Below are 1,722 nucleotides of genomic sequence, written 5' to 3' on the forward strand. Positions count from 1 at the left end.
CGCCTGCAGGAACTCTACAAGGAATTGATTGAGCGTGATGTTGCTGGTTAACGGCATGCCTGTTCCCAAGACCAAGCCGACCGCAGGTCATTCCCATTGTCTTTCTCGCACGAAGACACAAAGCCACGAACAACATGGTCGGGCCGCAACATCTTTGCGCCTTCGTGGCTTTGTGCGAGTCAAAAATATGATGAAATATGATCGCTTCGCAACGAATAGCGCACAAAAGGTGATACAATCATGACAACCCGCATCGCCATGTGGTCGGGCCCGCGCAACATTTCCACCGCGATGATGCGCAGCTTTGGCGGACGCAGCGATTGCGCCGTGAGCGACGAGCCGTTTTACGGCGCGTTCCTGAAAACCACCGGTCAGCGCCAGCCCATGGCCGATGAAGTCATCGCCTCGATGGACTGCGATTGGCAATCGGTTGCGGAAACGATGCGCGGGCCGGTACCTGAAGGAAAAGCTGTCTGGTATCAAAAACACATGCCGCATCATATGGTTGCCGGTATTTCAATCGCCGACTTCCCGGACCATCGCCACGCCTTTCTGATCCGCGACCCTGACCGGGTGGTGGCAAGCTATGCCGCCAAACGAGTCGAGGTGACCGCTGATGATCTCGGCTATGCGCGGCAGATTGAATATGCCGATCGCGTCGCCCAGATGACCGGCAAGGCGGCGATCATCCTCGATAGCGCCGATATATTGCGCGACCCTGAGGCACATCTTCGGGCGTTGTGTATTGCGCTCGATCTGCACTGGGATGCAGGAATGCTCACTTGGGAAACCGGAACACGCGAAAGTGACGGCGTGTGGGCGTCGCACTGGTACGGCCGCGTCATCAACACAACGGGATTTGGGCAGCCGGAAAGCACGACACCCCAACTCAGCGACAAGGAAAAAGGCATCGCGGACCAGTGTCGCGATGCCTATTTGAAACTTCTCGAATTACGGATCAAACTGTAAGCTGGTCAGCCCTGCGGAGTTACTTGCTTGCCAATCCGTCCGAACACGGTGCCATTGAGAACCATGTAGAGGAGACCGAGGCCAAGGAACCACAAGATGTCATTCTGCGCGATCATCCAGACGATCGACGGGACGAAATTCTGGACACCGCCGAGGAACAGCGCCGCGAATAGCAACAGCGCTTCAAAGGTGACAAAAGCCCCGCCAAAAGCCAGAGCCAAGGTAACCAGCGAACGATCGGACCGCATATCCAATATCTGCTTCGCTACAAACAATGTTGCCATCGCCGTCACACCGATCGCCAGGCCATGACCGAAGCTATTGGCGGTCTGCGGATAACCGAGAAGCAGATAGCCGACCAGTTGATTGGATAGCCAGGCCGCGCCCATCCAGAGCATCGCCTTGCGGAACGGCAGCGTTGCCGCGAGCAGCGTGGCGAAAGCAGCAAATGGAAACATGCAGGCCAATGCAAGGCTGCCCAATACCGAGGAAGTCGCCAATACGCCGGCCCAGATATTCTGGACGGGTGAAGAAGATTGAAGGAGTTGCATATAGTCATTTTCCCTTTTGCTATTGGTCATCAGAAACGCGCGCGTGCACCGATGGAGGCCGAACGCCCCGGAGAGCCAAAATCACTGGCGGTTTCATAGGTTACATCAAACAGATTGTCGATACGCCCGAATATCTCGATGCTGTCGCTCACGGGCGTGCTCGCGCGCACCCCGGCGAGGACATAACCGTCGATCCGTCGAC

2 protein-coding genes are annotated in these 1,722 nt (G+C 56.4%); one reads left to right on the plus strand and one right to left on the minus strand.

Translation table 11 applies throughout. From position 1 onward, the window contains the following. Nucleotides 1-240: 240 nt before the first annotated feature. On the plus strand, nt 241-969 hold the full coding sequence (locus WBM93_RS06235) for a sulfotransferase (RefSeq protein ID WP_424429632.1): 729 nt from the start codon (nt 241-243) through the stop codon (nt 967-969). Nucleotides 970-974: 5 nt separating this feature from the next. Here WBM93_RS06235 and WBM93_RS06240 read toward each other — a convergent pair whose 3' ends face one another. Continuing rightward, nucleotides 975-1,520 carry a hypothetical protein gene (locus tag WBM93_RS06240; RefSeq protein WP_424429635.1) on the minus strand — a complete coding sequence of 182 codons (546 nt, stop codon included), beginning with the start codon at nt 1,518-1,520 and terminating at the stop codon, nt 975-977. Nucleotides 1,521-1,722: the final 202 nt, after the last annotated feature.

The organism is Parasphingorhabdus sp. (assembly GCF_049667325.1).
Taxonomy (GTDB): Bacteria; Pseudomonadota; Alphaproteobacteria; order Sphingomonadales; family Sphingomonadaceae; genus Parasphingorhabdus.

Coding starts and splice junctions, on each gene's coding strand:
- WBM93_RS06235 (WP_424429632.1), top strand. CDS start 241: ATGACAACCCGCATCGCCATGTGGTCGGGCCCGCGCAACATTTCCACC.
- WBM93_RS06240 (WP_424429635.1), bottom strand. CDS start 1,520: ATGCAACTCCTTCAATCTTCTTCACCCGTCCAGAATATCTGGGCCGGC.